The 24,189-nt window shown below is 63.1% G+C and carries 24 protein-coding genes; 16 read left to right on the forward strand and 8 right to left on the reverse strand.

All coding sequences use genetic code 11. From position 1 onward, the window contains the following. Positions 1-129: 129 nt before the first annotated feature. From kdpF to ACIOVD_RS14630, 6 genes are read left to right on the forward strand one after another with little or no spacing between them, the layout of a single operon-like run. A complete protein-coding gene (kdpF, locus tag ACIOVD_RS14605; protein WP_095168066.1) occupies positions 130-219 on the forward strand; it encodes a K(+)-transporting ATPase subunit F in 90 nt (29 codons plus the stop codon). Positions 220-227: 8 nt separating this feature from the next. Continuing rightward, positions 228-1,922, forward strand: coding sequence for a potassium-transporting ATPase subunit KdpA (gene kdpA, locus ACIOVD_RS14610; protein WP_401128563.1), 1,695 nt, complete (start codon positions 228-230; stop codon positions 1,920-1,922). Positions 1,923-1,944: 22 nt separating this feature from the next. Then, positions 1,945-4,002 carry a potassium-transporting ATPase subunit KdpB gene (gene kdpB, locus ACIOVD_RS14615; RefSeq protein WP_401128566.1) on the forward strand — a complete coding sequence of 686 codons (2,058 nt, stop codon included), beginning with the start codon at positions 1,945-1,947 and terminating at the stop codon, positions 4,000-4,002. A 54-nt stretch (positions 4,003-4,056) separates the two neighbouring features. Continuing rightward, on the forward strand, positions 4,057-4,608 hold the full coding sequence (kdpC, locus tag ACIOVD_RS14620; RefSeq protein WP_095168070.1) for a potassium-transporting ATPase subunit KdpC: 552 nt from the start codon (positions 4,057-4,059) through the stop codon (positions 4,606-4,608). A gap of 52 nt (positions 4,609-4,660) precedes the next feature. After that, positions 4,661-7,312 carry a DUF4118 domain-containing protein gene (locus tag ACIOVD_RS14625; RefSeq protein WP_401128570.1) on the forward strand — a complete coding sequence of 884 codons (2,652 nt, stop codon included), beginning with the start codon at positions 4,661-4,663 and terminating at the stop codon, positions 7,310-7,312. A gap of 48 nt (positions 7,313-7,360) precedes the next feature. Beyond that, positions 7,361-8,053 (forward strand): response regulator, encoded by a 693-nt coding sequence (locus tag ACIOVD_RS14630; RefSeq protein WP_095168074.1) that lies wholly within the window; start codon positions 7,361-7,363, stop codon positions 8,051-8,053. Positions 8,054-8,075: 22 nt separating this feature from the next. Here the strand turns inward: ACIOVD_RS14630 and ACIOVD_RS14635 are convergent, their stop codons facing one another. Then, positions 8,076-9,113, reverse strand: coding sequence for a patatin-like phospholipase family protein (locus ACIOVD_RS14635; RefSeq protein ID WP_095168076.1), 1,038 nt, complete (start codon positions 9,111-9,113; stop codon positions 8,076-8,078). 213 nt (positions 9,114-9,326) lie between these two features. Between ACIOVD_RS14635 and ACIOVD_RS14640 the strand changes: the two genes are divergently transcribed. From ACIOVD_RS14640 to ACIOVD_RS14650, 3 genes are all read left to right on the forward strand, one after another. After that, positions 9,327-9,605 carry a hypothetical protein gene (locus ACIOVD_RS14640; RefSeq protein WP_095168077.1) on the forward strand — a complete coding sequence of 93 codons (279 nt, stop codon included), beginning with the start codon at positions 9,327-9,329 and terminating at the stop codon, positions 9,603-9,605. Positions 9,606-9,693: 88 nt separating this feature from the next. Beyond that, positions 9,694-10,461, forward strand: a complete 768-nt coding sequence (locus ACIOVD_RS14645) for a CHAD domain-containing protein (RefSeq protein ID WP_401128575.1) — start codon at positions 9,694-9,696, stop codon at positions 10,459-10,461. A 204-nt stretch (positions 10,462-10,665) separates the two neighbouring features. Continuing rightward, positions 10,666-11,463, forward strand: a complete 798-nt coding sequence (locus ACIOVD_RS14650) for an acyl-CoA thioesterase II (RefSeq protein ID WP_095168081.1) — start codon at positions 10,666-10,668, stop codon at positions 11,461-11,463. Positions 11,464-11,465: 2 nt separating this feature from the next. Here ACIOVD_RS14650 and ACIOVD_RS14655 read toward each other — a convergent pair whose 3' ends face one another. From ACIOVD_RS14655 to ACIOVD_RS14665, 3 genes are all read right to left on the reverse strand, one after another. Then, positions 11,466-11,828: a terminase gene (locus ACIOVD_RS14655; RefSeq protein ID WP_095168084.1), complete on the reverse strand. Its 363-nt coding sequence runs from the start codon at positions 11,826-11,828 to the stop codon at positions 11,466-11,468. Positions 11,829-11,937: 109 nt separating this feature from the next. Next, entirely contained in the window at positions 11,938-13,419 is a 1,482-nt protein-coding gene (locus tag ACIOVD_RS14660; RefSeq protein WP_401128580.1) for a methyl-accepting chemotaxis protein, read from the reverse strand. Between the two features lie 137 nt (positions 13,420-13,556). Then, positions 13,557-14,378 carry a TatD family hydrolase gene (locus tag ACIOVD_RS14665; protein WP_320332789.1) on the reverse strand — a complete coding sequence of 274 codons (822 nt, stop codon included), beginning with the start codon at positions 14,376-14,378 and terminating at the stop codon, positions 13,557-13,559. Between the two features lie 233 nt (positions 14,379-14,611). Between ACIOVD_RS14665 and ACIOVD_RS14670 the strand changes: the two genes are divergently transcribed. From ACIOVD_RS14670 to ACIOVD_RS14680, 3 genes are all read left to right on the forward strand, one after another. Further along, entirely contained in the window at positions 14,612-16,033 is a 1,422-nt protein-coding gene (locus ACIOVD_RS14670) for a transglycosylase SLT domain-containing protein (protein WP_401128583.1), read from the forward strand. 109 nt (positions 16,034-16,142) lie between these two features. Continuing rightward, positions 16,143-16,577: a DoxX family protein gene (locus ACIOVD_RS14675; RefSeq protein ID WP_095168090.1), complete on the forward strand. Its 435-nt coding sequence runs from the start codon at positions 16,143-16,145 to the stop codon at positions 16,575-16,577. 245 nt (positions 16,578-16,822) lie between these two features. Beyond that, on the forward strand, positions 16,823-17,131 hold the full coding sequence (locus tag ACIOVD_RS14680) for a hypothetical protein (RefSeq protein WP_095168092.1): 309 nt from the start codon (positions 16,823-16,825) through the stop codon (positions 17,129-17,131). 3 nt (positions 17,132-17,134) lie between these two features. Here the strand turns inward: ACIOVD_RS14680 and greB are convergent, their stop codons facing one another. From greB to ACIOVD_RS14695, 3 genes are read right to left on the reverse strand one after another with little or no spacing between them, the layout of a single operon-like run. Next, entirely contained in the window at positions 17,135-17,632 is a 498-nt protein-coding gene (gene greB, locus ACIOVD_RS14685; RefSeq protein ID WP_095168093.1) for a transcription elongation factor GreB, read from the reverse strand. 34 nt (positions 17,633-17,666) lie between these two features. Next, the gene (locus ACIOVD_RS14690; RefSeq protein WP_401128587.1) at positions 17,667-20,171 is read right to left on the reverse strand and encodes an ABC transporter permease; all 2,505 of its coding nucleotides are present in this window, start codon (positions 20,169-20,171) and stop codon (positions 17,667-17,669) included. Beyond that, positions 20,171-20,854, reverse strand: a complete 684-nt coding sequence (locus ACIOVD_RS14695; protein WP_095168095.1) for an ABC transporter ATP-binding protein — start codon at positions 20,852-20,854, stop codon at positions 20,171-20,173. The genes ACIOVD_RS14690 and ACIOVD_RS14695 overlap by 1 nt, the downstream gene beginning before the upstream one ends. Before the next feature lie 10 nt (positions 20,855-20,864). Between ACIOVD_RS14695 and ACIOVD_RS14700 the strand changes: the two genes are divergently transcribed. The 3 genes from ACIOVD_RS14700 to ACIOVD_RS14710 all read left to right on the forward strand — a co-directional run bounded on the left by ACIOVD_RS14700 (position 20,865) and on the right by ACIOVD_RS14710 (position 22,891). Beyond that, a complete protein-coding gene (locus tag ACIOVD_RS14700; protein ID WP_095168096.1) occupies positions 20,865-21,470 on the forward strand; it encodes an arylesterase in 606 nt (201 codons plus the stop codon). A 58-nt stretch (positions 21,471-21,528) separates the two neighbouring features. Beyond that, on the forward strand, positions 21,529-21,822 hold the full coding sequence (locus ACIOVD_RS14705) for a hypothetical protein (RefSeq protein WP_027620143.1): 294 nt from the start codon (positions 21,529-21,531) through the stop codon (positions 21,820-21,822). Between the two features lie 100 nt (positions 21,823-21,922). Further along, a complete protein-coding gene (locus ACIOVD_RS14710; protein WP_401128592.1) occupies positions 21,923-22,891 on the forward strand; it encodes a L,D-transpeptidase family protein in 969 nt (322 codons plus the stop codon). 122 nt (positions 22,892-23,013) lie between these two features. Here ACIOVD_RS14710 and oprI read toward each other — a convergent pair whose 3' ends face one another. Next, a complete protein-coding gene (gene oprI / locus ACIOVD_RS14715) occupies positions 23,014-23,265 on the reverse strand; it encodes an outer membrane lipoprotei OprI (RefSeq protein ID WP_003172710.1) in 252 nt (83 codons plus the stop codon). 634 nt (positions 23,266-23,899) lie between these two features. Here oprI and ACIOVD_RS14720 point away from each other — a divergent pair. Further along, positions 23,900-24,181 (forward strand): GNAT family N-acetyltransferase, encoded by a 282-nt coding sequence (locus ACIOVD_RS14720; protein WP_093422070.1) that lies wholly within the window; start codon positions 23,900-23,902, stop codon positions 24,179-24,181. Positions 24,182-24,189: the final 8 nt, after the last annotated feature.

Here is a 24,189-nt window from a genome sequence, read left to right on the forward strand (position 1 = left end):
GACCCCGGCTCAAGCGCACTCTTTACGGTTTTTTTACGCCACGCCAACCCCCCTGATCTCGTTCCTTTACGCCCTCCTTGCCGACAATCACTGCACACGCGGCAACACGCCGTAACTCGGAGAAATTCAATGAACATTCTGGACGGGGTGTCCCTGCTACTGGCGGTGGGACTGTTCATTTATCTATTGGTCGCGTTGTTGCGCGCGGACCGGAGCTAGGAGCGGCTATGCACAGTTATGACTATTGGCTGATCCTGGCCTTTTTCGCCCTGGTGCTGATTCCCGCACCGTTCCTGGGACGCTTCTACTACAAGGTCATGGAAGGTCGGCGTACCTGGTTGTCGCCGATCCTCGGGCCAGTGGAGCGGGGCTGTTATCGCGTAGCCGGGGTTGATCCGCACAGCGAGCAGAGCTGGCAGAAGTACACCCTGGCCTTGCTGGCGTTCAACCTCGCGGGCTTTTTGCTGTTGTTCGCGATCCTGCTGTTGCAGAACTACCTGCCGCTCAATCCGCAGAATCTGCCGGGGCAGGAATGGACCCAGGCATTCAATACCGCCGTTAGCTTCATGACCAACACCAACTGGCAGTCCTACAGTGGTGAAGCGACCCTCAGTTACCTGAGCCAGATGATCGGCCTGACCGTGCAGAACTTTGTCAGCGCCGCCACCGGCCTGGCTGTGCTGGTTGCGCTGTGCCGTGGTATCAGCCGCAAATCGGCGCAAACCCTGGGCAACTTCTGGGTCGACATGACCCGCGCCACGCTCTACGGCTTGCTGCCGCTGTGCTTGCTGCTGGCGCTGTTTCTGGTCTGGCAGGGCGTGCCGCAAAGCTTCGCGCAGTATGTGAACGCGCTGACCCTGCAAGGGGTAGACCAGGTCATCCCACTGGGGCCGGCCGCCAGCCAGATCGCGATCAAGCAACTGGGGACCAACGGCGGTGGCTTCTTTGGTGTCAACTCGGCGCATCCGTTCGAGAACCCGAGCGCCTGGAGCAACCTGTTTGAAGTCAGCTCCATCATTCTGATCCCGGTGGCACTGGTGTTCACCTTCGGCCATTACGTCAAGGACCTGCGCCAGAGCCGGGCGATCATCGCCTGCATGCTCGCGCTGTTCCTGATCGGTGGTGCGGTGTCGCTGTGGGCTGAGAACCAGCCGAACCCAACCCTGAACAACGCCGCCGTAGAACAAACCGCGCCGCTGGAAGGTAAAGAAGCACGCTTTGGCACCACCGCGACCGTACTTTGGTCAGTGACCACCACCGCAGCCTCCAACGGGTCGGTCAACGGTATGCACGACAGCCTCAACCCGTTGAGCGGCATGATTGCAATGATCAACATGATGGTCGGCGAGGTGATCTTCGGCGGCGTCGGTGCCGGCCTCTACGGCATGTTGCTCAACGTGCTGATCGCGGTGTTCCTCGCCGGGCTGATGATCGGGCGCACCCCGGAGTACCTGGGCAAAAAGCTGCAAGCCAAGGAAGTCCAGTTGCTGGTGGTGACCTTGCTGGTAATGCCGGTTGGCGTACTGGTGCTCGGTGCTCTTGCGACGAGTCTGTCAGGCCCTGCAGCCACCATCAGTAATCCTGGCCCCCACGGTTTCAGCCAATTGCTGTACGCCTACACCTCGGCCAGCGCCAACAACGGTTCGGCCTTTGCGGGTCTGGGCGCCAACACGCCATTCCATAACCTGATGCTGGGCCTGGGCATGTTGATCGGTCGCTTCGGTTACATCCTTCCGGTACTGGCTCTGGCTGGCAGCCTGGCGATGAAGAAAAGCGCGCCTGTCGGCCAGAACAGCTTCCCGACCCATGGTCCGCTGTTCGTCACCCTGTTGACCGTAACCATATTGCTGGTGGGTGGCCTGACGTTCCTGCCGAGCCTGGCGCTGGGCCCTATTGCTGAACACTTGAGCCTGGGCTTCTGAGCCACTTTATAGGAGCTGGATGATGAATATGCCCGCAACCAAACCCGTGGCCGCCAAGGCCCCGGAGCAACCGAAAACCGCGATCTCGGCCCTGTGGCGGCCGGCGCTGGTGCAAGCCTTCGTCAAGCTCGACCCGCGCCAGCTCAAGCGCTCGCCGGTGATGCTGGTGGTCGAACTCACGGCGATCCTCACCACCGTCTTGTGCTTCATCCCGGACACCGCGGTGCCGACCTTTGTCGCCGCGCAAATTGCCCTGTGGCTGTGGTTCACCGTGCTGTTCGCCAACTTTGCCGAAGCCCTGGCCGAAGGTCGTGGCAAGGCCCGCGCCGACAGCCTCAAGGCCGGCAGTGAAGGCCTGAGCGCGCGTCGCAAGAAGGCCGATGGCAGCTTTCAGGTAGTGCCCGCCGCCAGCCTGCGCAAAGGCGATGTGGTGCGCGTCGAGGCCGGGGAAATGATCCCGGGGGACGGTGAGGTGATCGAAGGCATCGCCGCGGTCAACGAGGCGGCGATTACCGGCGAGTCCGCCCCGGTGATCCGTGAATCCGGAGGAGATCGCTCGGCGGTCACCGGCAACACCCGGCTGGTGTCAGACTGGCTGCTGGTGCGCATCACCGCCAACCCGGGTGAGTCGACCCTGGACCGGATGATCGCCCTGGTCGAAGGTGCCAAGCGCCAGAAAACCCCGAACGAAGTGGCGCTGGATATCCTGCTGATCGGCCTGACCATGATTTTCCTGGTGGTGGTCGTGACCTTGCAGCCCTTCGCCCACTTCGCCAATGGCAACCTGCCGCTGGTGTTCCTGGTGGCGCTGCTGGTGACGCTGATTCCCACCACCATTGGTGGCTTGCTGTCGGCCATCGGGATTGCCGGCATGGACCGCCTGGTGCGGCTCAACGTGATCGCCAAGTCCGGGCGTGCCGTGGAAGCGGCGGGCGACGTGCACGTGCTGTTGCTGGACAAGACCGGCACCATCACCTTCGGCAATCGGCGTTGCGCAGCCATCTATGCGGCACCCGGGATCAGCGCCAAGGAACTGGCCGAAGGGGCGTTGTTCGCCTCGCTGGCGGACGACACGGCCGAAGGCAAATCGATCGTCGAGTACCTGCGCGGACTTTATCCACAGCCTGAACCCGCTGCCGAAGCAGTGACCGGCGTGCCATTCAGCGCCGAAACCCGATTGTCCGGGGTCGACTATCAAGGGCGCGTCTACCGCAAGGGCGCAGTGGATTCACTGCTGGCCTTTGTCGGTCAGAGTCGTGCCGACCTGCTGCCGCCGATGGCGCGGGAAATCGACAAGATCGCCCAGAGCGGCGGCACGCCGTTGCTGGTGTGCGCCGAGGGTCGGTTGCTGGGCGCGATCCACCTCAAGGACGTGGTCAAGCCGGGGATCCGCGAGCGTTTTGCCGAGCTGCGCAAGCTGGGGATCCGCACTGTCATGGTGACCGGCGATAACCCGCTGACCGCGGCGGCGATTGCTGCGGAGGCAGGCGTCGATGATGTGCTGGCCGAAGCTACGCCCGAGAGAAAGCTGGCGCGCATCCGTCAGGAACAGAACGACGGCCGCCTGGTGGCCATGTGTGGTGACGGCGCCAACGACGCCCCGGCGCTGGCCCAGGCGGACGTCGGCATGGCCATGAACGACGGCACCCAGGCCGCACGTGAAGCGGCGAACATGGTCGACCTCGACAGCGACCCGACCAAGCTGCTGGATGTGGTGCAGATCGGCAAGGAGTTGCTGGTGACACGTGGGGCGCTGACCACTTTTTCCATCGCCAACGACGTGGCCAAGTATTTCGCCATCCTGCCGGCACTGTTCGCGGCGATTTATCCACAGCTTGGGGTGCTCAACATCATGCACCTGAGCAGCCCGCAGAGCGCGATCCTCTCGGCCATTGTGTTCAACGCCCTGATCATCGTCGCGCTGATTCCGTTAGCGTTGCGTGGCGTGCGAGTACAGGCCGCCAGCGCCGCTCACCTGCTGCGCCGCAACCTGCTGATCTACGGCGTGGGCGGGCTGGTGGTGCCGTTTGCGGGCATCAAGTTGATCGACCTGCTGCTGACTGCCTTGCATCTGGTGTAACGGAGCTGCGCCACGCCTGGGGCGTGGCGTTTTAACTGAATTGAGGGGTGTGACATGTCCACAATGATTCGCCCGGCCTTGAGCCTGCTAGTTCTGATGACCCTGATTACCGGCGTCGCTTATCCACTGCTCGTGACCGGCGTGGCCCAGGTCGCCTTCCCGGCCCAGGCCAATGGCAGCCTGGTGCGTGATGCCGATGGCAAGGTGCGCGGCTCGTCGTTGATCGCCCAGGATTTCGTCGGTGATGCCTGGTTCCATCCACGGCCTTCGGCGGGGGCCTTTGCCACTGTTTCCAGCAGCGCCAGCAACCTGGCGCCGAGCAATCCGGCGCTGGCCACGCGGGTCATCGATGAGGCCAACAAACTGTTGGTCCCAGGCCAGGGCCCGGTGCCATTGGCGCTGTTGACCACTTCTGGCAGCGGCCTCGATCCGCACTTGCCTCCGGCCGCGATTGCCTATCAACTGGCGCGGGTTGCTGCGGCGCGAAATGTGCCGGTGGCGACGTTGCGCCAATTGCTCAACGCGCATATCGAACAGCCGCTGGTAGGTCCGCCGGTGGTCAATGTGCTGCAATTGAACCGGGCGCTGGAACAGTTGCCGTTGTAGGCGCTGACGGACCCGAGCGACACCACCCAACCACCTGAATGAAGAGCCTCCCATGAGCGACTCCGGCCGCGCCGATGCACTGCTAGCCGATCTGCCCCACGATGGCCGTGGCCGGCTCAAGGTCTTTCTCGGCGCGGCGCCCGGCGTCGGCAAGACCTACGCCATGCTGCAGGCCGCTCACAGCCAGTTGCGCCAGGGCGTGAAGGTCATGGCCGGGGTGGTGGAAACCCACGGCCGCGCGGAGACCGAGGCCTTGCTCGGTGGGTTGGTGCAACAGCCGTTGCTGCGCTCGGAATACCGTGGGGTGATGCTCGAGGAAATGGACCTCGACGGCCTGCTCAAGGCCCGGCCAAAACTGGTGCTGGTGGACGAACTGGCCCACAGCAATGCCCCCGGCAGTCGCCACGCCAAACGCTGGCAGGACATCCAGGAGCTGCTGGCGGCCGGTATCGATGTCTACACCACGGTCAACGTCCAGCACCTGGAAAGCCTCAATGACCAGGTGCGCGGTATCACCGGCGTACAGGTGCGCGAGACCCTGCCCGACTGGGTGCTGCAGGAAGCCTACGAGCTGTTGCTGATCGACTTGCCGCCCCGTGAGCTGCTTGAGCGCCTGCGTGACGGCAAGGTCTATGTGCCCGAGCAGGCGCGGGCGGCGATCGATGCGTTCTTCACCCAGACCAACCTCACCGCGTTGCGCGAGCTGGCGATGCAAACCGCAGCGGCCCAGGTCGACGACGACCTCAGCCGTGGCTACCGGCAGTTGGGCCAGGCCGCACCGGCCGTGCGGGGACGCTTGTTGGTGGGGGTCGACGGCGATGCCCAGGCCGAACGCCTGGTGCGCCACGCCAGTCGAGTTGCCCAGCGCCGGCATCTGCCCTGGAGCCTGGTGCATGTGGACAACGGCAGCGTCTGCGATGAGCAGTCGCGCTTGCGCCTGCAAAGCGCCCAGCAACTGGCCGAGCGGTTGGGCGGCGAAGTGGTGTTGCTGCGTGCCGGCGAGGTGGCCAAGACCTTGATCCAGCACGCAGCTGAGCGGCGCGCCAGCCTGGTGCTGGTCGGCCAGTCCCGTGCGCGTTGGCGCCGGCGGCTGTTCGGCGGTGGCCTGGCTTCGCGCCTGTTGCGTAATGCCCGAGGCCTGGAAATCAACGTGCTGGACAGCGATGAGCAACAGCACCTGCCGCGCCAGCGTTCGCCCCAGGCCCTGGTTTGGTTCGACTACGCCCTGGCACCGCTGGCCACGCTGTTGGCCAGCGGCCTGGCGTGGGCAGTATCGAGCCTGCTGCCACTGCCGAACATCTCCTTGGTATTTCTCGCCGCGGTGCTGCTGGTGGCAGTGCGCAGTAGTCTGGGGCCGGCGCTGGTGTGCGCCGCGCTGTCGTTCCTGACCTACGATTTCCTGTTTATCCCGCCCAACTTCTCGTTTGCCATTCAGCGCGAAGAAGACGTGCTGACCTTGCTGTTTTTCCTGCTCATGGCGGCGCTCACCGGCAACCTCGCCGCGCGTCAGCGTCGGCAATTGCAGGCCCTGCGCGATACCCAGGAAGAGACGAGCGAGCTCCTCGACCTGTCGCGCAAGCTTACGGCCGCCACCGACCGTCAGGCCGTGGTCAGTGCGGCGGCGCAACATCTGGTGGGCTGGAATGATCTGCAGTTGTGCCTGCTCAATCGTGATGGCCAGGGCGGCTGGAAGGTGGAAACCGGCGGGCCGTTGCAGTTTTCTGAAGCCGAGCGTGCGGCCGCCGAGTGGGCCTGGCAGCATGACCAGCCGGCGGGGAAGGGCACCGGAACCCTGCCGTTCGGTCGTTGGTGGTGGTGGCCGTTGTCGGTCGACGACGGTCCGCTGGGCCTGCTCGGCGTGTGCCCGCGCGAAGGCGAGCCACTCAGTGGGCAACGGCGGCGCTTGCTGACGGCGCTGAGCCAGCCCCTGGCCCAAGCGCTGGCCCGCGCCCAATTGGCCGAAGACCTGGAGGCGGCGCGCCTGCACGGTGAAACCGAACAACTGCGCAGCGCCTTGCTGGCGTCGGTGTCCCACGACCTGCGCACGCCACTGACGTCCATGCGCGGCAGCATCGACAGCTTGCTGGCGCTGGGCGAGGCGATCCCGTTGGAGGATCGTCGCGAACTGCTGGAAGGCACGCGTGATGAAGCCGAGCGGTTGGACCGCTACATCCAGAATCTGCTGGACATGACCCGGCTTGGCCATGGCGCGCTGAAGCTCGCGCGCGACTGGGTGTCGCCCGCCGACATCGTTGGCAGCGCGCTCAATCGCTTGCGCGCGGTGCTGGCGCCGTTGCAGGTCAGCGTCGAGGTGCCGGCCGAGCTGCCACTGCTGTTCGTGCACGCGGCGCTGATCGAGCAGGCGCTGGTCAATGTGCTGGAAAACGCCGCACGATTTTCCCCGGCCCAAGGCCATCTGCAACTGAGTGCGGGGGCGACGGACAGCGAGCTGTATTTCTCGGTGAGTGACGAGGGCCCGGGTATCCCCGAAGAGGAGCGGGCGAAGATCTTCGACATGTTCTATACCGCTGCCCGTGGGGATCGGGGCGGGCAGGGCACGGGACTGGGCCTGGCGATCTGTCAGGGCATGGTTGGTGCCCACGGCGGGCGCATCAGCGTCGCTGATGGTCTCGACGGCCGTGGCACCTGCATCACCCTGCACCTGCCGTTGCAGGCACAACCGGGGTTGGAAAGTGAAGCCTGAGGCGGGCTGCGCTACTCTGTCGCCAGTTCTTTATGTTGAATGGAAACCATGAGCCAGACCACGACCATCCTGGTCATCGACGATGAGCCGCAGATCCGCAAGTTCCTGCGCATCAGCCTGGTCTCCCAGGGCTACAAAGTGCTCGAAGCCGGCACGGGCACCGAAGGCCTGGCCCAGGCTGCGCTGAACAAACCGGATTTGCTGGTGCTCGACCTCGGCCTGCCGGACATGGATGGCCAGCAGGTCCTGCGCGAATTTCGCGAGTGGTCGAAGGTGCCGGTGCTGGTGTTGTCGGTGCGCGCCAGCGAGGGGCAGAAAGTCGAGGCCCTGGACGGTGGCGCCAATGATTACGTGACCAAGCCGTTCGGTATCCAGGAATTCCTCGCCCGTATCCGAGCCCTGTTGCGCCAGGCGCCCGCCGGCCAGGCGCCGGAAGCAGCGCTGAGCATTGGCCCGCTGACGGTGGACCTGGCGTACCGCCGGGTCCTGCTCGACGGTGCCGAAGTGGCGCTGACCCGCAAGGAGTACGCGGTGCTGGCGCAACTGGCACGCCACGCCGGGCGGGTCATCACCCAGCAGCAACTGCTCAAGGACATCTGGGGCCCGACCCATGTCGAGGACAGTCACTACCTGCGGATCGTGGTGGGGCACTTGCGCCAGAAACTGGCGGACGACCCGACCCGACCACGGTTCATCCTGACCGAGGCGGGTGTGGGGTATCGGTTGTTGAGCGACGCTTGAACCGTGTCCGGTCAGCGGATACTCAATCGCGCTCACTCTCGTAGCGGTCCAGGGTGTCGCGGGCAATCTCGCGGCCCAGGGCGATCAGTTCCGGGGCCTTGTAGAACTCGAAGAAGCGGCAGACGCGCTTTGGCACGTTGATCAGGATGTCCGGTGGATAACCGGCAATCTTGTACTGCGCCAGGGAGGTTTGCATGACCTCGAAACTCTGGTTGATCAGGTCGAGCAGGGAGGCAGGGCCGACGTTGTCGATGATGAACGAACCGGTTGCCGACTTGGGTGCCCCTTCGGTTTCGGGGGCGGCGGCGGGCTGCTGCGCTTCGGGTTCGGCACCTTCGAGCCAGGGGTTGATCTCGGCGGCTTCGCTGCGCAACGCTTCCTGCTCCAGCAGGAGCAATTGTTCGGCCTGCTTGCGGCGGAACGGCAGGTGCGAGCCGAGGGAGTTGATCAGGCTGTCGAAGCGGCTTTTGAACGCGGCGGGGCGTTGGATCACCGGCAACTGATAGTGCTTCTGGTTGGTGGAGTTGAGGTTGACCGCGATGATCAGGTCGCAGTGGCTGGAGACCACGGGGACGATCGGCAGCGGGTTGAGCAAGCCACCGTCCACCAGCATGCGATTGCCCTGCATCACCGGGGTGAACAGGCTCGGAATGGCCGCCGAGGCACGCATGGCCTGGTGCAGACAACCTTCCTGAAACCAGATTTCCTGCTGGTTGGTCAGGTCGGTAGCCACGGCCGTGTAGGGAATGCGCAGCTCTTCGATATTGATCTCACCGACGATCTTGCGGATCTGCCCGAAGACTTTTTCGCCGCGTATGGCCCCCAGGCGAAAACTCACGTCTACCAGGCGCAACACATCGAGGTAATCCAGGCTTTCGATCCAGTCACGGTATTCGTTGAGTTTGCCCGCGGCGTAGATACCACCCACCACTGCTCCCATGGAGCAACCGGCGATGCAGGAGATGTCGTAGCCTCGTCGTTCAATTTCCTCGATGACCCCGATATGGGCATAGCCCCGGGCGCCACCGGAGCCGAGCACCAGCGCGACACGCTTCTTCATGTACTTGATCCTTCGCCAAACAGGTTTTAACAATGCACCCTTTCAGGGGCGTGCTTCAATCACACAGACACAAGCAGTCGTTTTTTCGACACTGGATGACGGCGCATGGGTATTCTCGCCGACGCTATAGTTTCCAGCGATGGGCCAAGGCACTTTTAACCGCGTTGACCGTCTTACCCTGCACGATTGTATTTCTACCTTGAGGTGTCATTGATGAAAGCATGGATCTGTCTGCCATTGATTGCGTTGGTCCTGGCCGGTTGCGCGGGCAAGACGGCGTACCGCGATAGCTGCGCTAGCCAACTGGATTCCGCATGGAAAGAACTGGACCTGGCCAAGGCCGAAGGATTTGCCGGCACCGTGAGTTACTCCAAGGCCCTGTCGCTGTTGACTGGGGCCAAGACCCAGCAACAGTTCGAAGCCTTCGAAGGCTGCGCCAACAAGGCCGAGAAGGCGCGCTTCTATATCCGTGAATCCCGCGCCGGTCGATAAGCCATCCATGACCTGGCGCAATACCGGCGGCCGCTATTGCGCCTAGCGTAGACTGGTGAGGATGAGTGGGTTGACTGGGGAGAACGGGATGTCTGCGTTGGTGGATCGTTTGGTGGCTCAAGTGTTGGGCCTGCATGTGCGTTTGCTGGCTTGCCAGGCACGCCTGAGTGCCAGCACCGACCCGGAGGCATTGCATGACTTGCGCACCACCGTGCGCCGGTTGCGCAGCCTGTTGCGCCCCTTGCGTGGCTTACCCGGCGTCGAGCAACTGGAAGCGGCTGCGGCGGAGGTGGGCACCCTGACCACCCCATTGCGTGACCGCGAAGTGTTGGCGGCCTATCTACTCAACCACGGGCAAGCCACTGCGGCCGAGCGACGCATGCGGCAGATGGCCCAAGCCTACCCGGCGGTGGCCGACAGTCCCCAGTTGGTGCAGTTATTGATGGTCCTCGATGCCTTTCCACGGTTCTTGCGCGCCTCCCAGCGCCAAGGGCTGCTCAAGCGCCTGCGTGCACGCATCGAGAAGCGCCTGGCCAAGCAGTGGCATAGCCTGGACACGACCCTGCACGATCCGGCCCATGACCGTCACCGCCTGCGCTTGTTGATCAAGCGCGTGCGCTACGCCATCGAAGCCTACCCGGAGCTGGATCGTTTACCCAAGGCCGCCATGCCACGGCTCAAGGCAGCGCAGGCTGCGCTGGGCGACTGGCACGATTGCTGGCAATGGCTGGCCAGGGCCGAGCACGAATCCGATCTGTTGCCCTGCGTAGCGGTCTGGCAACAGACCATGAGCAAGGCTGAGGCGCGTGCCGATCAAGTGCTCGACAAACTCAGCGCCACCTGCTTCAAGTCCTGAATCCAGCGCCGGTGTTTTTGTAGCCGCTGCCGAAGGCTGCGTTGGGTTGCGCAGCGCCCCCCTGCGGTATTGCCAACTCGAATGAACGTCCTGCGGCCGTTGATGGGCGGCCTATCTGTCCGGCACTTTGGCCGGAATAGGTGCTGTATAGAGCGCTTGGGCTGGTTAAGATCCTGCTGTCCTTTTCCCTGTCTTGAGGTTGCCATGCGCTTTAGCGAATTACTCGACGCCGTGCGCCGTTCCCCTGATGAACTGGTCATTCCGGCGCAATGGGCGCAGGGTCGCGCCAGTTTTGGTGGGCTGGTCGCCGCCTTGCAGTACGAAGCCATGCGCGCCAGGGTTCCGGCAGAGCGCCCGGTGCGCTCGCTGGCGATCACCTTTGTCGGCCCGGCGGAGCCCGGTGTGCCGATCCGTTTCGAAGTCGAGGTGCTGCGCGAAGGCAAGGCGGTCAGCCAGGTGCTCGGTCGAGCGGTGCAGAACGGTCAGGTGGTGACACTGGTCCAGGGCAGCTTCGGCGCCTCGCGGGCTTCCGAGGTCGAGGTGCTGGCCGCGCCAGCGCCAACGATGAAACATTGGGACGAGTGCCAGGAGCTGCCTTATATCAAGGGCGTGACGCCAGAGTTCATGCGTCACCTGGCGATGCGCTGGAGCATCGGCGGCTTGCCCTTCACCGGTAACAAGTCGCGCGACATGGGCGGCTGGGTGCGTTTGCGCGACGAAGCCAATGCCGAGACGGTGAGCGAAGCGCACATCCTGGCGCTGGTGGATGCCTGGCCCCCGGCCTTGCTGCCGCACCTGAACAAGCCAGCGGCCGGCAGTACCCTGACCTGGACCATCGAGTTCGTGCAACCATTGCTGGCCCTGAGCACCCTGGACTGGTGCAAGTACCATGTGCAGATCGAACACGCCCGTGACGGCTACGGCCATGCCGCTGCCGCCTTGTGGAGCCCCGAGGGCCAATTGATTGCCCTGAGCCGCCAGACGGTGACGATCTTCGCCTGACTTCAGCGGCGGTGACGTTCGCGCCAGGCGCGCCACCAGCCGCCGCTCAAGACATAACGCGGGAAGGTCAGGAACTGCTCGACCAGCAGCCGCGAGACGGCATCCTTGCGATCAGTAAAGGGTTCGGCCGCTTGGGCTTCCAGGCTGTGACCGTGGCGCTGCAAGCCCAACGCGGCCAGCAGGCCGATGATGCCAATGGCGATATTGGCCAGGCTCAGGCTGAACACTCCGGAGACAATCAGCAAAAAGCCCAGGATGAACAGCGGCACGGCAATCAGGTGCAGCACCAGGTTGGTCGGGTGCTGGTGATTATTCGGGTACGCCCGCCATTGCCAGGCGGGAAGGTTGGGGTGACGTTTGCCCATGAAGGTACTCCTCGATCCGTGTACAACACATGATTGAAGAATAGGTCGGGTCCTGGCACGCGGCGAATCAAGGTTGGCTATCGAGGTGATAGCCGCTGCGTGCTAGTGCCTAAAGCTTGAGTTGGCCGATCGCCTGGTTCAGTTCGCCGGCCAGTTTTGCCAGCTCATCGCTGGTGGTGGCCGAGTCCAGGGTCTGTGCCACAGTGTTCTCGGTGACGTCGCGGATGCTCACCACCGCTCGATTCATCTCTTCTGCCACCTGGCTTTGCTGCTGGGCGGCGACGGCTATCTGCGTGTTGCTTTCACGCATCTGCGCCACGGCGCTGGTGATTTTGGCCAGGGCACTGCCCGCCTCCTGCGCCTGCTGCACGCAGTCGTCGGCCTTGAAGGAGCTCTCCTGCATGAAGTCCACGGCATCGCGAGTGCCCGCTTGCAGGGCCGAGACCATGCGCGTGATTTCATCGGTCGAGGCCTGGACCCGCTTGGCCAGGTTGCGCACTTCGTCGGCGACCACGGCAAACCCTCGGCCCATCTCACCGGCGCGGGCCGCTTCGATGGCGGCATTGAGGGCGAGCAGGTTGGTTTGCTCGGCGATGCTGTGGATCACCCCGACCACGCCGTTGATCTTCTGGCTGTCTTCGGCCAGGCGCTGGATCATCCCGGCGGTCTGCTGCACACCGGTGGACAGCCCGGCGATGGAGTGTTGCACGCGACTGACCACCTCCTGGCCGCTGCCTGCCAGGTCGTCGGCGGTTTGCGACAGGTCCCGCGTTGCGCCGGCATGCTGGGCGATGTGGTAGACCGTGGCGGACATCTGATTGATCGCGGTGGCCGCCTGATCGGTTTCACTTTGCTGGCCGAGCATGCCCTGGCGCACGTCACTCATGCTGTTGGCCAGGCGCGCCGCCCCGACATCCAGTTGCTGCGCGGTATGGGCCACGGTATTGACCACGCGTTGGTAGCCGGCCTGCATGGCATTGAACGCACTGGCCATCTGGCCCACTTCATCGGCGCAGGACAGCGGCACACGGGCCGATAGGTCACCGGTTTTCTCGACATGCAACATCACATCCTTGAGGGTGTTGAGCTGGCTGAGCAGAAAGCGGATCAACAATTGCGAGGCGCCGAGCATCGCCAGCATCAGGATCAACACCGCCGCTGCGTAGTTGACGAAGCGCTCGGCAAATACCTGGGTCAGGCTCGGGCCATAGGCCAGGACGGCAGTGCGTTCGCCATCGGCCCGGGACAGGACCTCGGCACCGATCAGCAGGTGGTTGCCGAACAACGGCATGGCATTGATCGAGACCCAGCCGTTGGCGTTGTTCAATTGCGGTAACGGCCGCTCGTCGAGCGTGGGCGTTTGCCCTGGCCTGAAGCTCAGCAGCACGTCGTTGGCGGGCAACGGCTGGGCAGCGGGCCAGGCTCGGAGCAATTGCGCTTGAGCGCCAGCCGCCTGCCGGGCAGCCTCGCTGCGCGCCTGTTGTTCCAGTTGCACGGCATACAGCACCAGCAGCAGGGTGGTCACGAAGGCGACGGCATTGACCGCCCAGAACTTGTATTTCAGCGAGATATTGCTAAGCCAGGCACCCATGGAGGTCTTCTCTGATAGCGGAAACAGCATTGGCAAGGTGCCATCATTGTGCCGCTATCGAGGAGGTCCGGTGTTGATGTGGGTCAAGTCGTAGTGGGGCAGGGCTCTTCAGATGCTATCGCTGGCCGGCCTTGCTCCTACGGATTGGCGGTAAATGCGACGCTCGGCAAGCCGAAAAACGCCCGGGCACAGGCAGTGCTGTGGGCCGCCAGGTCTTCCAGGCTCTCGCCCCGATGCAGGGCCACTTCGCGTAGTACTTCGGGCAAGTAGGCCGGTTCGTTGCGCCCGTTTTTCGGTTTTGGCCGCAGGCTGCGAGGCAGCAGATAGGGCGCATCGCTCTCGAGCATCAGGCGGCCGCGGGCAATCTCGCGCACCAGCGGGTGCAGATGGGTACCGCGGCGCTCGTCACAGATCCAGCCGGTAATGCCAATGTGCAAGTCCAGGTCGAGGTAACTGAACAGCGCCTTTTTTTCCCCGGTGAAGCAGTGCACCACGGCGGCCGGCAACTGGTCGCGGAAGTCGCGCAGGATCTCCAGCAGGCGCTGGCTGGCGTCTCGCTCATGGAGGAACACTGGCAACTGCAACTCGACCGCCAGGGCCAGGTGTTCTTCCAGGACCTTTTCCTGCTGTGGGCGCGGTGAGAAGTCGCGATTGAAATCCAGCCCGCATTCGCCGACTGCCCGCACGTTCGGCTCTTTCAGCAAACTGTGCAGGCGCCGCGCGCTGTCGGCATTCCAGTCGCTGGCCGAGTGTGGGTGAATACCGGCGGTACAGAACAGGCGCTCGCCGCTTTCATCCAGTTGCTGGCACAGTTCCAGGGCCTGTTCGCTGCCCTCCACGCTAGTGCCGGTCAGCACCAGTTGGCAGACTCCTGCGGCATAGGCGCGGTCCAGCACCGCCTGGTGTTTGTCGGCGAAACTGGGGTTGGTCAGGTTGACGCCGATATCGATGAGTTGCATGGTGCTACCCTGGGGATGCGGCCGGAAAGCATACCAGAGCTCAAGATTTATAAGAAAAGCCAAGAACTACAATGAGTTAACGCTGTCTTTTGATGCCGAAGGAGCACTTCGACTGATTTTATCAGGCTCGCAGCCCGCTCTTTCGCTCGTTGCCAGCGCTTCAGGCGCTCTGTTTCTGTCGACCTGCTGCGCCTCTTGTTGTGCGGCGGGACAGTATTCTTTCCGGAGAACGGATGACGCGACTCCCGGTTTTATTCCTGCTGTGCCTGTCGTTGCTCGTGCCTTTGCCGGCACTGGCGCGCTTGGCCGGGCCCGTGGAGGCCGTGCAGACGGGCAAGGTCCGCGACCTGGCGCAAATCCGCAGCAGTCGGGTGCTGCGGGTCCTGGTCAATCAGAGCCGCAATAGCTCCGCGCAAGTCCAGGGCCAGAACATCGGCATGGAATACCATCGCCTGCGTGCTTTCGAGCAATACCTCAATGGCCATGCCCGCGATGGCCAGGAAATTTCCCTGAAGATCATTCCCAAGGCCAAGGACCAATTGCTCGGTGCGCTGCAACGCGGCGAAGGCGACCTGGTGGCCCCGGGCGAGCTGCTTGACGCCCAGGCAGTGCGGGCGGTCAGCGCGAGCGAGCCGATTGTCAGCAACGTGCCGTTATTGCTGGTAGGGATCAAGGGTGAGCGGCGCTACACCCGGCTTGAACAGCTGTCGGGCAAAACCCTGGCGCTGCCCACCGGCAGTGCCGCCGGGGAGGCGATCAACCAGATCAACCAGAAACTCGCGCTGCACAAGTTGCCGCCGGTGAAGATCGAATGGGTAGACCCCAGCCTCGCCGTGGAGGATGTGCTGGAAATGGTCCAGGGCGGGATTTTTCACCTGACCATTGTCGAGCAACCCATTGCCGAGCGCTGGGGCAAGATCCTGCCCAAATTGCGTTTCGACCGGCAGGTGCTGATCAGCGAGCCGGGCGAAGAGTTCTGGTTCGTGCATCGTGATGCCTCGATGCTGCGGGCCAGCATTGACCGTTTTCTCACCACCTACAAACCCCCCTCCGACCAGGATGTGGCGTTCTTGCGGATTTATCGGCGCCTGTACCAGGTACGCAACCCGCTGGCCCGCAACGATCGGCAACGCCTGGAGAAAGTGCGCTCCGTGCTGCAGAAACATGCCAGCGAACAAGGCCTGGACTGGCTGAACCTGGCGGCCCTGGCGTTCAAGGAGTCGTCGCTGGAGCCTAGCGCTCGAAGCGGCAGCGGGCCGACCGGATTGATGCAGATCACGCCCTCGGCGGCGCAGCGGGTCGGGGTCAATAACATTCAGTCCCTGGACAGCAATGTGCAGGCCGGTGCGCGATACCTGGCGCTGATCCGGCGCAAGTTTTTCGCCAGCCCCAAGCTCAATGAGCGCGAGCGCATGGCGTTCATTCTCGCCGCCTACAACATCGGCCCGGAGCGGGTCCAGGGCATGCGTGCCGAGGCGCGGCGCCGTGGGCTGAACCCTAACCAGTGGTTCTTCCAGGTCGAGCGCATTGCCATGGAGCAGGTAGGGATGGGTCCTGTCAGCTATGTTAACAGTGTGAACAAGTACTACTTGGCCTATGACCGGGAGCGGGAGGCGCTGGAGGCCCCGGGGCAAAAAGTTGTCAGTCGCAAATGATCGACTAAACTGATTGTTAATCTGAGTTTTTTGCGCTTTTAACATAAGGTTTACCGATTAATATAGCGGCCAACCAACCAACACACACACTCACTATGGATGACAGAGCATGAGCACACTGATCAACAAGGTACTTTTCACCCGCGCCGGCTACGGCCTGACGGTCTTGCGGATCTGCGTCGGCGTGATCTTCGCCGCCCACGGTGCGCAGAAACTGTTCGGTATGTTTGGCGGCTATGGCCTTGCCGGGACCGCGCAGTACATGGAAAGCCTGGGCCTGGCACCGGGGCAGTTGATGGCGATCCTGGCTGGCGGTACCGAGTTCTTCGGCGGCCTGGCGCTGATCATCGGCTTGCTGGTGCGTCCGGCCGCCCTGGGCCTGACCTTCCTCTCGCTGGTAGCGATTTTTTCGGTGCACATCAGCAACGGCCTGTTCATGGCCAACAACGGCTACGAATTTGCCCTGGCATTGCTCGGCGGTAGCATCGCGGTCTTGTTCGAAGGTGCCGGCAAGCTGTCGGTGGATCGCGCCATCGCCGGTTGAGTGCTCTGGCTCACGACTAAGGCCCGCATACGCGGGCCTTTTTGTTGCTGCGGATTCTTGACACTGTCCCGTCAGCTTCTCTAGGATGCTGCCATGCGCCGATTTAAACAGCTACTTGCGGGGCGCCAGGTGACTCATTCAGTTGCCGATAGAAGCCTGGAACAGGCTTTGAAGTACCGCTAAAGCGCTGGTTCGGTGTTGCCTCTCACCTGCCATGCAGATTTTTGAGGCTGAGACACGACAAGATGAATGCACTGCACCCCTCTGTACGCCCCGCGCCGATCACGGCTCACCTGACCCAACGCAACCCGAAAATCCTCCTGGGCGGTAATCACCAGCCGACGCTGCTGCGTTATCTGGATGGCTGGCCGCGTCGCAACGGTGGCCCGGCAGCGTTCCTGATCCAGTTTGTCGAAGACGGTGAGTCGTTGGCGCGTTTTGCCAGTGACAGCTTTGATCTGGCCGTTATCCAGTCCCCCAGCGCCGAAGAAGCGGGTGAAATGATCAGGCAACTGACCCGTGTCGCCCGCCAGGGGCTGATCGCCCGACGCTAGCCTTCAGGGGTAGTCGATGGCCGTGATGTACACGAACTGCTCGCCGTCCGGGGTTTGTACCCGTACCTCGGCATCCAGCGCTTTACCGATCAAGGCCCGCGCCAGCGGTGAGTCGATGCTGATCAGGCCTTGCTTGAGGTCCAGTTCATCCGGGCCGACGATGCGGTAGCGCGACGTTTTGCCCTGTTCATCCTCGATGGTCACCCAGGCGCCGAAGTAGACCTTGTTCGGGTCGCTGGGTTTTTCGCTGACCACCTTGAGCGCCTCCAGGCGCTTGGTGAGAAACCTTACCCGGCTGTCGATCTCGCGCAGCATTTTTTTGCCATAGGTGTATTCGGCGTTTTCCGAGCGGTCGCCCTGTGCGGCGGCTTCGCTGACGGACTGGGTCACCTGGGGGCGGCGCACGTGCCAGAGTTCGTGGAACTCGGCACGCATCCGCGCCTCGCCCTCGGGAGTGATGAGGGCGGTGCCGGCAGGACGGGGAGGGCGATAGCGGCTCATGACAATGTCTTGTGCTGGGAAAGCATCGAGTCTATCAACCCTCGCGCAGGACTGTCAGTGGGCTGGCGTTCAATGCCCGGCGCGTACCAAAGACCCCGGCACCGCCCACCAGCAATGCACCGATCACCGGCAGCAACAGCAGCCATGGGTGGGGATGCCAAGCCAGGTCGAAGGCGTAGCGGTACAACACCAGGCTCACCAGTTCGCAGCCAATGGCCGCCAGCAGGCCGCTGACCGCACCCAGCAAGCCGAACTCGATCCGCCGGGCCTTGACCAGCAGTTGCCGTTCGGCCCCCAGCGCACGCAGCAACGCCCCTTGGCGAATGCGTTCATCGAGGGTCGCCTGCAATCCGGAAAACAGCACGGCCATACCCGCCGCCAGGACGAACAACAGCACGTACTCGACCGCCAGGGTGACCTGGCCCAGGATGCTGCGTAGCTGTGCCAACAGGGCCTCGACTTGCAAGATGGTCACCGCCGGAAAGGCGCGCGACAGGTCGATGATCTGTTGGTCGTGACCGGCGGCCAGGTAGAAACTGGTCAGGTAGGTCGCGGGCAGATCCTGCAGGGTGCCGGGCTGGAAGATCATGAAGAAGTTTGGCTGGAAGTTGTCCCAGTTGATGTCGCGCAGGCTGGTGACCCGGGCTTCGCGGTTGACCCCGCCAACGGTGAACACCATGTGGTCACCGAGCTTGAGCTTCAGGCTCTCGGCAACCTTACCCTCGACCGAGACCCCGGGGATGTCGTCGGACGGCTGGGCTGACCACCAATTGCCGGCGGTAATGCTGTTGCCCGCCGGTAGTTGCGCCGCCCAGGTCAGGCTGAGGTCGCGCTGGATCGCCCGATCACCCTGGGAGTCCTTGCTGACAATCGCCTGCACCGGCTCACCATTGATGCTTATCAGGCGTCCTGGCACCACCGGGTACAGCGGCGCGGATTGGGCGGAGAGTTCGATCAGGCGATCGGTAAATGCCTGTTTGTCGGCCGGCAGGATGTTCAGGGCGAAATAGTTTGGCGCATTTTTGGGTAGCTGGTTCTGCCAGGTGTCGAGCAACTCGCCACGCAGCAGGGCGATCAACGCCATCGACAACAGGATCAGGCCAAAAGCCAGGGACTGCCCGGCTGCCGCCAGCGGATGACGCAGCAATTGCCCCAGGCCCAGGCGCCAGGGCAGGGATGCCCGGGCCAGCAGGCGGCGCAGGCTCTTGAGCACCAGCAGCAACAAGCCGCCGAGCACCAGCGCGGCCAGTACGCCACCACCGAGCAGGGCGAAGGTCAGCACCAGGTCCAGGCTCAGGCGCCACATGATCAGGCCAAGCGCGCCCAGGGCGGCGCCATAGACCATCCAGGTGCTTGACGGGATGGGCAGCATGTCGCGTCGCAACACCCGCAGGGGTGGCACTCGGCCGAGGGCGGCGAGCGGTGGCAGGGCAAAGCCGGCCAGCGCTACCAGCCCGGTGCCGATCCCGGCAATGGCCGGTAGCAGGCCGCCGGGTGGTACGTCGGTGGGCAGCAAGTCGCCGAGCAGGGCGAACAACCCCAGTTGGGCGAACCAGCCGATGAGGGCGCCGCTGGCGCTGGCGAGCAACCCCAGCACAGTCAGTTGCAGGCTGAACAGCACCAGGGTTTCCCGACGGGACAACCCCAGGCAGCGCAACAAGGCACTGGCGTCGAAACGGCGGGTGGCAAAACGAGTCGCCGACAGCGCCACCGCGACCCCGGACAGCAGCACCGCCACCAGGCTCGCCATGTTCAGGTAGCGTTCGGCCTTGCCCAGCGCGCCACCGATCTGTCGATTGCCGTCGCGGGCATCCTGCAGGCGCTGGTTCGCCGCCAGGCCGGGCTGGAGGCGCTCGCGGTAGGTGGCCAGGGCGGTGGCGTCGCCGCGCCAGAGTTCGCGGTAGCTGACCCGGCTGCCGGGCTGCACCACGCCGGTGGCCGTCAGGTCGGCGAGGTTGATCATCACCCGCGGCGTGAGGCTGTAGAAGTTGCCGGCGCGGTCCGGCTCATAGGTCAGGACGCGGCTCAGGCGCAGGGTCTTCATGCCGACGTCGATGTTGTCGCCGATCTTCAGGTCCAGCGCGGTCAGCAGCCGTGCCTCGACCCAGGCTTCACCCGGTTGCGGGCTGCCGCCGGCTTCTTCCGGGGCAAACGGCGCGGGCGCGCTTTTCAGCTGGCCGCGCAGCGGGTAGACCCCGTCGGCGGCCTTGATGCTCGACAGCTGGATGCCCTGGTCGGTGGCGATGACACTGGAAAACTCCACCACCTGGGCGTGTTGCAGGCCCAGGTCCTTGCCGCTCTGGATCTGCTCGGGACGGGCGGGCGAGCTGCCTTCGAGCAGCAGGTCGGCACCGAGGAATTCGGTGGCGCGCAACAGCATTGCGCCATTCAGGCGCGCGCCGAAATAGCCGATGGCGGTGCTGGCGGCCACGGCCACCAGCAAGGCGAAGAACAGCACCCGCAGTTCGCCGGCGCGGGCATCGCGCAGCAATTGACGAATGGCCAGGCTGAACAGGCGCAACAGCGGCAAACGTGCCATCAAGGCTCCAGGGGGGCGACCAACAGGCCGGCTTCAAGGCGGATCAGGCGGTGACAGCGATGGGCCAGGCGCTCATCGTGGGTGACCAGCACCAGGGTGGTGCCGCTTTCCTTGTTCAGTTCGAACAGCAGGTCGCTGATGTGCTCGCCGGTATGAGTATCGAGGTTGCCGGTGGGTTCATCGGCAAACAGCACATCGGGTTCGGCGGCAAATGCCCGGGCGATCGCCACGCGCTGCTGCTCGCCACCGGAAAGCTGGCGCGGCGAATGACTCAGGCGCTTGCCCAGGCCGACTCGGCGCAGCAGTTCGGTGGCGCGTTCGCGGGCATCCTTGCGACCATCGAGTTCCAGCGGCAGCATCACGTTTTCCAGGGCGTTGAGGCTGTCCAGCAATTGGAACGACTGGAACACGAACCCCACATGCTCGGCGCGGACGCGTGCACGCTGGTCTTCATCCAGTTGGCTCAAGGCCTGGCCGGCCAGGGTGACTTCGCCGCTGCTGGGCAGGTCGAGGCCGGCGAGCAGGCCGAGCAGGGTGGACTTGCCGGAACCGGAACTGCCGACGATGGCCAGGCTGTCGCCCTTGTTCAGTTCCAGGCTGAGTTGGTGCAGGATGGTCAGTTCACCTTCCGCGCTGGGAACCACTTTGCTAAGGTTCCGCGCAGTGAGAATGTTTGCGCCCATGGAGAGTCCGATGCGTGTGTGGTTTTTGAGTGCTGGCCTGGCCTTGATGTGCATGGCCCAGAACGCAGCGGCGGGTACTGTCCTGATCGTTGGCGATAGTATCAGCGCGGCTTTCGGCCTGGATACCCGGCAGGGGTGGGTATCGCTGCTGGAGCAGCGGCTCAAGGACGAAGGTTTCACCGCTACGGTGGTCAACGCGTCCATCAGTGGCGACACCAGTGCAGGTGGCCAGGCGCGGCTGCCAGCGCTGCTTGCAGCCCATAAGCCGGCGCTGGTGGTGCTGGAGCTGGGGGGCAATGACGGCCTGCGCGGACAGCTGCCCACGCAATTGCAACAAAATCTTGCCTCGATGATCGACCAGTCCCGGGGCAGTGGCGCCAAGGTGCTGTTGCTGGGCATGCAGTTGCCGCCTAATTATGGGGTGCGCTATACCCAGGCCTTTGCCCAGGTCTACAGCAATCTGGCGACGGAAAAAAAGGTCGCGCTGGTGCCGTTTTTTCTCGAGGGAATTGGCGGCAAGCCCGAGCTGATGCAGGCCGATGGCATTCACCCGGCCGGCGCGGCACAGGGCAAGTTGCTGGAAAATGTCTGGCCAACGCTAAAACCCCTGCTTTGATGCTTTTCTAGCGGCAGGCTTTCGGCTAATGTGGCGCCCCCCTGATCTGGAGCCCCCGATGCCGCGTCCTGCCTGGTCCCTGTTTGCCTACCAACTGATCGAGCCTGACGAGCAGTTGGATCTGTTCGCCTGCCAGGAAGTCCGGGTGCATCTGGTGACGCGTCAACTGGAGTTGGGCGGCTCGGCCGACCGTACCCTGTGCGGTACGTTGCTGCCGGCGCAACCGCGCTGGTCCAGCGTCGATCGCCGGGTATTCCAGGACCAGCGTCTGTGCTCGTTGTGCCGAGCAATCCTGGAGTCGCAGAAGCGCGGTACTTCGCCGATCTGGCCGGAGTTGCGTTTCGAGTTGTAACTTGCGGCGCGGCGACCGTCGCCCGGTTCCCCGAATCCGCAGACTGCGGTGTACAATCGCGGTTTTACCCCCTCTGTCGATCATGCAAAGGATTTTCCGGATGTTGTCGCGCTTTCCTGCCGTCGCCCGCTGCCTGTCTCTTGCCGCCCTGTGCGTGGCCGGTCCCGTTGCAGCGTTGGAGCTGCCCTTGCCGCCGTCGGGCGAAGATATCGTCGGCCAGGTGCAAGTGATCAAGGCCAAGTACGAAGATACCTTCGCCGACCTGGGCACCACCTATGACCTGGGTTATTCGGAAATGGTCGCGGCCAACCCGGGTGTCGATCCCTGGCTGCCGGGCGCGGGCACCGAGATCATCCTGCCAACGCGATTCATCCTGCCCCCGGGCCCGCGTGAAGGCATCGTGATCAATCTGGCCGAGTACCGCCTGTACTACTTCCCTAAAGGCCGCAACGTGGTCTACACCTTCCCCCTGGGGATCGGTCGGGAAGGCTGGGGTTCGCCGATTGCCCACACCAGCATCGTCGCCAAGACCCCCAACCCGACCTGGACCCCTCCCGCGTCGATCAAGGCTGAGCACGCCGCCGATGGCGACCCGTTGCCGAATGTCGTGCCGGCCGGTCCGGACAACCCGCTGGGACCTTTCAAGTTCACCCTGGGCACGCCGGGTTACCTGATCCATGGTTCGAACAAGAAGTTCGGCATCGGCATGCGCACCAGCCACGGCTGCTTCCGCATGTTCAACAACAACGTGCTGGAGATGGCCAGCATGGTGCCGGTGGGTACCTCGGTGCGCATCCTCAACGACCCGTACAAGTTCGGCATGAGCGGGGGCAAGGTCTATCTGGAGGCGCATACGCCAATCGATGACAAGGGCAACCCGTCGGTGGTCGACAAGCACACCGCAGTGATCAACGCCATGCTCAAGCGTGAGGACATCACCAGCAACATGCGCATGAACTGGGACGTGGTGCGTGACGTGGTCGCGGCCGAAGATGGCCTGCCGGTGGAAATCGCCGTGCCGGGCACGGGTACCCCGCTGGTGTCGAGCACGCCGATAGAACTGCAGTAAGCGCTCCACAAGACCCGCCGGGACGTCAGCCCCGGCGGGTTTTTTATGGCCGGCAGAAACTGCGGGCAATAAAAAAGCCGACCCAAAAAATGGGTCGGCTTGATAACAATCCCGAAGGACTATTACTTGCGGCTAGCTTTTTCCAGCATGCGCAGAGCACGCTCGTTAGCTTCGTCAGCAGTCTGTTGTGCTTTTTGAGCAGCAGCCAGAGCTTCATCAGCTTTACGGTAAGCTTCGTCTGCACGAGCTTGGGAGCGAGCTGCTGCGTCTTCAGTAGCAGTCAGACGTGCTTCGGTTTCTTTCGATACGCTGCTGCAACCGGTAGCCAGAACTGCGGCCAGAGCCAGAGCAGAGAATTTCAGAACGTTGTTCATCGTGTTCCCCTTCAAGGACTTTCTATTAATTAGCTGTCACCCCAGAGTGAGGAAACAGCCGGCGTACATACTACCCATTACTTTTAGTAAGTAAACTGACGTAGAGCAAGAAGCAAAAAAAATTGTAGGCGCTGATTCTTTTTCGAGCAACTTTTAATCGCACTGTATAAAAAGTATGCAACCGCGAAGCCCGTCCTGAGCGCGCTGCTTGAAAGCCAGTGGCACCCTGATGGCTGTTTCGCAGTATCGCCTAAAGTCCCTTTATATAGATTCGTCTACACTTATGTTGAGGAATTGTGCGTCGTTTCACGTCACTTTTGCATGTAGGCAGTGACTTTAACTACTGGCGCACGTCTTAAGTCTCAATATCCGGCAATGTTCAGGTGATCGGCCGCTCCAGAGCGTCGGTCGAACCGCCTCGACGTGACCCGTGCCGAACCCACGCCCGCGACATCGAGACGAGCGCGCCTTGAGCATTTGTGCCTTTGGTGCCTACTATTTGATACGTGCCAGGTTGCGTGGGATCAGGACGGGTTTTTCTCGGTGTCCGACAGGCACGGGGTGGCGTAGAGGTTCCTTCGCCGGAAAAACATCGGTAAGGTAGGGGTCAGTCAAAGACCCGCGAGGAGTAGTGATGAGCGAGGCGTTGTCCATCCACCATGACCAGGCTGGTCATCAATTCGAGACCAATGTGGACGGTCATCGTGCCTACCTGACCTATATGGACCTGGGTAAGCAGACCCTGGATATCTATCGCACGTTCGTACCCAACGCGCTGCGTGGCCGTGGTATTGCCGCCGCGTTGACCGAGCAGGCGCTCGAGTACGCGGAGCAGATGGGTTACACCGTCATCCCCTCGTGCTCCTACGTGGAGCGCTACATGGAACGTCATCAGCGGCATGCCGCCAAGCTCTGATCAGGGTT

Origin of the sequence: Pseudomonas sp. NPDC087626 (assembly GCF_044743405.1) — a bacterium.
Taxonomy (GTDB): Bacteria; Pseudomonadota; Gammaproteobacteria; order Pseudomonadales; family Pseudomonadaceae; genus Aquipseudomonas.